7 protein-coding genes are annotated in these 6419 nt (G+C 29.2%); 4 read left to right on the forward strand and 3 right to left on the reverse strand.

Annotation, left to right across the window (positions count from 1 at the left end; all coding sequences use genetic code 11):
- Positions 1 to 60 precede the first annotated feature (60 nt).
- Positions 61 to 1437 carry a MocR-like transcriptional regulator GabR gene (gene gabR / locus LQ608_RS10395; protein ID WP_239751779.1) on the forward strand — a complete coding sequence of 459 codons (1377 nt, stop codon included), beginning with the start codon at positions 61 to 63 and terminating at the stop codon, positions 1435 to 1437.
- Between the two features lie 301 nt (positions 1438 to 1738).
- Here gabR and LQ608_RS10400 read toward each other — a convergent pair whose 3' ends face one another.
- Positions 1739 to 2752 carry an aldose epimerase family protein gene (locus tag LQ608_RS10400; RefSeq protein WP_239751780.1) on the reverse strand — a complete coding sequence of 338 codons (1014 nt, stop codon included), beginning with the start codon at positions 2750 to 2752 and terminating at the stop codon, positions 1739 to 1741.
- A 135-nt stretch (positions 2753 to 2887) separates the two neighbouring features.
- Here LQ608_RS10400 and LQ608_RS10405 point away from each other — a divergent pair, with 135 nt between their 5' ends.
- Positions 2888 to 3052 carry a hypothetical protein gene (locus LQ608_RS10405; RefSeq protein ID WP_239751781.1) on the forward strand — a complete coding sequence of 55 codons (165 nt, stop codon included), beginning with the start codon at positions 2888 to 2890 and terminating at the stop codon, positions 3050 to 3052.
- Between the two features lie 73 nt (positions 3053 to 3125).
- Positions 3126 to 3365, forward strand: coding sequence for a DUF3923 family protein (locus tag LQ608_RS10410; RefSeq protein WP_239751782.1), 240 nt, complete (start codon positions 3126 to 3128; stop codon positions 3363 to 3365).
- Positions 3366 to 3451: 86 nt separating this feature from the next.
- Here the strand turns inward: LQ608_RS10410 and LQ608_RS10415 are convergent, their stop codons facing one another.
- On the reverse strand, positions 3452 to 3649 hold the full coding sequence (locus LQ608_RS10415) for a hypothetical protein (RefSeq protein WP_239751784.1): 198 nt from the start codon (positions 3647 to 3649) through the stop codon (positions 3452 to 3454).
- A gap of 354 nt (positions 3650 to 4003) precedes the next feature.
- A complete protein-coding gene (locus LQ608_RS10420; RefSeq protein ID WP_239751786.1) occupies positions 4004 to 4570 on the reverse strand; it encodes a flavodoxin family protein in 567 nt (188 codons plus the stop codon).
- Between the two features lie 118 nt (positions 4571 to 4688).
- Here LQ608_RS10420 and LQ608_RS10425 point away from each other — a divergent pair, with 118 nt between their 5' ends.
- Positions 4689 to 5558: a LysR family transcriptional regulator gene (locus LQ608_RS10425; RefSeq protein WP_239751788.1), complete on the forward strand. Its 870-nt coding sequence runs from the start codon at positions 4689 to 4691 to the stop codon at positions 5556 to 5558.
- Positions 5559 to 6419 lie beyond the last annotated feature (861 nt).

Here is a 6419-nt window from a genome sequence, read left to right on the forward strand (position 1 = left end):
TATTGGTATAATGAAAAGTACCAGTTTCTATTATTTTATAGTACCAGAGGGGTGAAAAGTATGACTCAAACTTACAAATATAGAGAAATTTATCTCAAAATAAAACAAGATATTCTCTCGCAACAATATAATAGTCACGAAAAACTACCTTCAAAAAGGCAACTTGCAAATGATCAAAATGTAAGTATAAATACTGTTAAAAATGCTTATGAACAACTTTTTGCGGAAGGTTACATTTATACGAAGGAAAGACAGGGGTATTTTGTTGAAGCGTTAAACAAACTGATTATACAAGATCATCATGTTTCACAACCTTTAAACAATAATCCAACTCAAATTAAATCATCATTTCGCTATTCTTTATCTCATATGACGACAGATATCTCACAATTTCCAATTGATTTGTGGTCTAAACATGTCAAAGAAGCTTTTTCTACCTTCAAAAATGAAATGTCAGAAATACCTATTTACAAAGGACCTTTAGAACTCAGAAAATCTATTGCACAACTCATCTCATATAAAAGAGGTGTATCATGTTATCCCGAACAAATTATTGTAAGCTCAGGCACAGCTAATTTATTAAGTACGTTATTTAAGACACTATCCGACAATCAAAAAATCGCAATTGAAAATCCCGGATATTCACGTATGAGAAAACTATTTATAGATATGGGGCAAGAAGTCGTAAACATCCCACTCGATCATAAAGGATTATCCGTTAATACATTAAAGACAGAAAAACCAGATTTCGTTGTGACGACACCTTCTCATCAATTTCCTACTGGAACAATTATGCCTATATCTAGAAGAATAGAATTATTAAATTGGGTGACTGAACAAAATAAATACATTATAGAAGACGATTACGATAGTGAGTACAAATACGGAACAGACAATATCCCCTCATTATATAGTTTAGATAAAAATGACCGAGTCATATATTTAGGAACATTCTCAAAAACTTTAATGCCAAGCTTAAGAGTGAGTTATATGGTATTACCATATCCACTACTTTACAAATTTGATTTAGCAACAGAGACTTCAATTACCGATTTAAGTTCAATTAATGCTTATGCACTACACCTTTTTATCAAATCAGGAAATTACGAGAAATATATTCGAAAAATGCATCACATATATACAGAAAAGAGAGAGCTATTCTTAAAAATATTATCAAAAGAATTTAAAGAAGATATCACGATTTATGATATGCAAGCAGGTCTTCATTTCTTATTAAATATAAAAACCACACTGAGTTATAAAGAAATAGAACAAAAAGCACATGACAATAGTATAGAACTCTATACATTAAGAAGATTTATGGTTGAAGAACCAGCAAATTCATCAATCAAAACGTTGATCATAGGATTCGCTAAAATAGAGCTAGAAGATATTGAACCTGCAATATTAAAATTAAAAGAAATCATTTATAACTAAAATAGGCTTATGCAGATTTGAGCCGAATCGCACGATATCTCTGGAGTCTTCGTGCGTTTTTGCCGGATTTGAGCTGAATCGCACGATATCTTTGAAGTCTTCGTGCGTTTTAACCCGATTTTGCCTGAATCGCACGATATCTCTGAAGTCTTCGTGCGTTTTAACCTGATTTGAGCCGAATCGCACGATATCTCTGAAGTCTTCGTGCGTTTTAGCCTGATTTCACCCGAATCGCACGATATCTCTGAAGTCTTCGTGCGTTTTGTCCTGATTTCAACCGAATCGCACGATACCTTTCTTCTTACTTATCTTTAGTTTTAATTCGGTAACTTGTTTCACTGCTAAATGTTTTGCCATTTCTTAAAATAGAGGGTGCACTATCACCTAACAAATGTATATCATCAGGTATTGCTTGTGTTTCTAAAGTAAAACCGCCGTGCTCTTGAATTGTATGATCATGGTCGTTCCAATCTACATCATTCAAAGTGAAAATAACTACATGGTCTTGATCAGTTTTCATTTCAATTTCCAATTCGTCATTTGAAACTGTAAATGACTCATCTCCTAATTTAACGGGATGATCTATTCCGTTAAATTGCTTAATTTGTTCCAAGCCACTCTCAAAAATATCTCTAAAAGTAAGTATCTCTTTTCCTATTTCTTCATTAATATTAACTGTATCCAATGACTTCACAATTTGATTTTCTTTTAATGGATAAAATTCAATTTCATTATGAATTCTATGATTTTCAATCGTTTGATTCGTCTTATTCAAATTAAAATACACATGATTCATTGGGTTAAATAAAGTATCTTCCGTACTCGTAGCCTCATAATGAATTGACCACATCATTTGAATTAAATCATATCGGTGCGTTACTTTTATTTGTATATTACCTGGGAAATAGTCATCTTTGGATTTCATATCAGCTGTATAAATAACAGTAACAATCTTATCTTCATTTATAATTTCATAATCAAATACGCGTGAATGCAACCCAATAGATCCACCATGCAAATTATGTTTAGCATCATTTTGTTCTAATTTATAATTTTGACCATTCAATTCAAATGTACCATTTTCAATTCTACCACCATATCTACCAATAGTAGCCCCAAAGAAATAAGGATTTTCTTCATAATATTGGACTAAGTCATCATTCTCATTTGGACCAAGAACGATAGACCTACCATCAATTTTCCAATCTACAATTCTCATGCCAAAATTAGTGAATTTAATTTCTGAATTTCCATCATATATCGTAATTAAATCTATATTTTTAGTCTCATCCAGAATCTCAATATTAAAAGCCATTTACATTCCTCTATTCTTTAAAATTAACGTTATTTAGTTAAATTTTAGCATATCATATAATTGTAATTCTAATTAAGTTATACTTTTTATATACATATTAGTAAAGAAACGTTGTAAAAGGAGGAACATCACATAATGATAAAATCTTTTTTAACCCACTTTATAGGATTTTTAATTATTTTTTCAGCACTTACATATTTCTTTAATAGAGATTACACTGCGATAGAAATCGTAATTGTTTCTATAGTTTATGGTATTATTATGGCGCTTATTAATAATAAAAAGAAAAAGGAAAAATGACGCATATTGCTCATTTAATATTTCAATGATACCATTTTAATTAAATAATTAATTCCCGAAAAGAGGACGCTTTATGAAAGTATCATGGATTTTATGGTGGATATTAACTGTAATTGAATTAGGATCATTTATTACGATATCTTTATTATTATGGTTTAGGGATGTTGATGCTACAGGTGCTATTCAAACAACAGAATTAAAATGGATGTCTATCGGTATGATTGCCACACTCTTTATTATGCCTTTTTTAACTCAAATTGTTTGGCTAATAATCAATATTATTACTTCAAAAAAAATGAAAACTCAACAATAACATATCCATTTCCCTTAAAAATAAGCCCCATGTCATCCATTTATAGAAATGGATGACATGGGGCTTTGTTAGTCAATTTAAAGTCTTTATAAGTTTAGACTTATGTTCATTATTCTAATACTATTTATGTTCTTTTTTTTTATTACTTTATATGCCGCTATAATGAATAATATTCCAGATATTACCCATAATACTCCAGATAAATATATTAAGTTACCATGTAAATTCGTGGCGATCATTGGTAGAATACCTGCTATTAAAATTAAAAATATAACTATTCTCATTGTAATCCCTCTTTAACTATTCATTAAGTGTTATCCTATAAGTATATAGTATATAAAAAATTCAACCTATGAAATACGCACCTAAAAGTACATTTAAATCAAATACACCTAGATATTGATTACTTTGGTTAAATATTCTTAAATTTTATAAACTCGGTTGAATTAATTGAATAGTATTATTTCTATTTTTCAAAAATAAAAAATAGAATCATCATCATAGTGAGTATGACAATTACTACAATTGTTGTAAAAACTAATACAGGCATTATATAGGTGATATAATATTTGAAAAATAGTAGTAGCAACGATGAAATCATTATAAAAATGCTGAAAATAACTGTGCACTTTTCTAATTTATTCATTTATTTCTCCTGTTTGTTTACTTCTATTTCTTAATTCCACATTTAAATTTTTTATTTGCTCTATTGTTTTTTCATCTTTTAATACTTCTAAAGGCTTTACACCTTCTCCTACTACAAATGAGTAATTCGTAATTCCCATAAACTCAAAGATATATTTAAATTGTGCTATTAATGGCTTTGTTTTAACTGTGAGATTATCTCCTCCAACAATTATGATTATAAATTCTTTTTGTGCCATTTTTGATTTGAAATCAGGTAATTCTGGATCTCTTAAACTTTCTGTCCAACGATCTATAAATAATTTTAAAGATGCACTCATAGAGTACCAATATAACGGTGTCGACAATACAACGGTATCAGCGTCCAATACATCAATGAGCACATCCTTGTAGTCGTCTTCATGAGTATTTCTTGTACTCGAATGTCTATTGTCTATAACTTTTTCTATATTCTTCTCATAAAGATGAACCATTTTATGATTTGTACCCTTTAATAATTGCTCTGCCATTATATTTGAGTTTCCACTTTTTCTACTACTTCCTAATAAACATGTAATCATTATTAACGCTCCTACTTATATAGTTTGTATATTTATATTAATCCACTTTGTGTTATTATTAAAATTGAATTTTTAGATATCAGATATCGTAAAAACCGATTATCGATTGGAGCATACAATGAATATCAATTTTATAAAGACGTTTTTAGTCGCAAGTGAAACTAAAAATGTATCCAGAACAGCAAGTCTACTAAACTATTCACAATCAACAGTATCAGGTCATATTGAGAAACTTGAAAATGAGTTACGTGTATTACTCTTTCACAGAAAAAAATATGGCATTGAGTTAACTAACGAAGGTTTAACATATATTAAATATGCACAAAATATTATAGATAGTAACATAGAATTTGAGAAGGAACTACGTGGTATGTATAAGCAATCCGAAAGTTTGATAGTGAATATGCAAGAAAGTCAATATATATATAAATATTCTCATAAAATAGGCAAATGGCTCATGGACAACCCTCATGTGAATATTACTTTTAAGACAGCACATTCCGATTTCTATCTTAAAGAAGAATTATCAAATTTTGAAACAGATTTGTCTTTAATAACAGATGAATATATTATAAATAACACTTTAGATAATATCGCCATATCAGTAGACAACCTTGTCTTAGTTTCCAATAAACAAATTTCTTCATTTCACCTAAATGATCTTGAAAATTCTACATTATTAGTAACTGAAAAAGGATGTAGCTATAGAGAGCAAATGGAAAAGATCTTATTCAAGAACAATATTACACCAATGCAAAAACTCGAATTTATTGGTATTGAATCTTTAAAACTACATATTAAAAAATTTGGAGGCATTGCCCTATTACCAGAGTTTGTTGTTACTCAAGAATTAAAAAATAATGAATTATTTTTAGTACCGTTAGATTATCAATTTACAACACTTAAGACCAATCTCCTTTATAACTCTAGTACTAAAAAAAATAGCGTATTTTCATTTATTGAAAATGTATTTTCTTTGGAAGGATAAATAGGCGACTAGCTACATTAAATTATGAATCAGTAAATATTAGAAAAGTCTTTATATAATAATTATAATGAATGCGTTAAAATTTATGGTGGTAATTACGCTTAAAAGTTAAACTGAACTGGGATACATTTTTGTGTTGTCCCAGTTCAGTTTTTGAATTTTTCAAACTTTTTAAATAAGAAAAAGTTTATATGGTATATAGCTACACCTAATATGAGTATGACGATTATAAAAAGAATAATTCCAAAAAAACCTAATGTATTGAGCAAGGGTATTTTCTTAATTAATAAGCAAGCTATTATAAATATTATACAATTCATAATCATAAAAACTCTATTTTGCTCAAAATCCTTATATTTCATTGCTATGACCTCCTTATTAAAATGTATATTGAAAGAAGGATATATTAAGATGACTAACTACCCTTTATCTAATTATTTTAACAACAATAAATTCATTATTAAAATCGAATTTCTACTGCTTTTCTTAGTTCAATTACTATAAATTAGGAAACAGACATATTATCTTAAAACATTAGTTGTGATTTTATCTATAATATCTATAAGTTCTTTTTTGCGTTTTGATCGGATTTTACCCGAATCGCACGATATCTTTGAAGTCTTCGTGCGTTTTAACCAGATTTTACCCGAATCGCACGATATCTCGAAAGTCTTCGTGCGTTTTTACCAGATTTTACCCGAATCGCACGATATCTCGAAAGTCTTCGTGCGTTTTTACCAGATTTTACCCGAATCGCACGATATCTCTGGAGTCTTCGTGCGTTTTAACCAGATTTTACCCGAATCGCACGATATCTCGAAAGTCTTCGTGCGTTTTTACCAGATTTTACCCGAATCGCAC

Source organism: Mammaliicoccus sp. H-M34 (assembly GCF_022386495.1).
Classification (GTDB): Bacteria; Bacillota; Bacilli; order Staphylococcales; family Staphylococcaceae; genus Mammaliicoccus; species Mammaliicoccus fleurettii.

What these genes read in the sequence shown, in the direction of transcription:
- gabR (WP_239751779.1), top strand. Translation starts at nt 61, where the DNA reads ATGACTCAAACTTACAAATATAGAGAAATTTATCTCAAAATAAAACAA.
- LQ608_RS10400 (WP_239751780.1), bottom strand. Translation starts at nt 2,752, where the DNA reads ATGGCTTTTAATATTGAGATTCTGGATGAGACTAAAAATATAGATTTA.
- LQ608_RS10405 (WP_239751781.1), top strand. Translation starts at nt 2,888, where the DNA reads ATGATAAAATCTTTTTTAACCCACTTTATAGGATTTTTAATTATTTTT.
- LQ608_RS10410 (WP_239751782.1), top strand. Translation starts at nt 3,126, where the DNA reads ATGAAAGTATCATGGATTTTATGGTGGATATTAACTGTAATTGAATTA.
- LQ608_RS10415 (WP_239751784.1), bottom strand. Translation starts at nt 3,649, where the DNA reads ATGAGAATAGTTATATTTTTAATTTTAATAGCAGGTATTCTACCAATG.
- LQ608_RS10420 (WP_239751786.1), bottom strand. Translation starts at nt 4,570, where the DNA reads ATGATTACATGTTTATTAGGAAGTAGTAGAAAAAGTGGAAACTCAAAT.
- LQ608_RS10425 (WP_239751788.1), top strand. Translation starts at nt 4,689, where the DNA reads ATGAATATCAATTTTATAAAGACGTTTTTAGTCGCAAGTGAAACTAAA.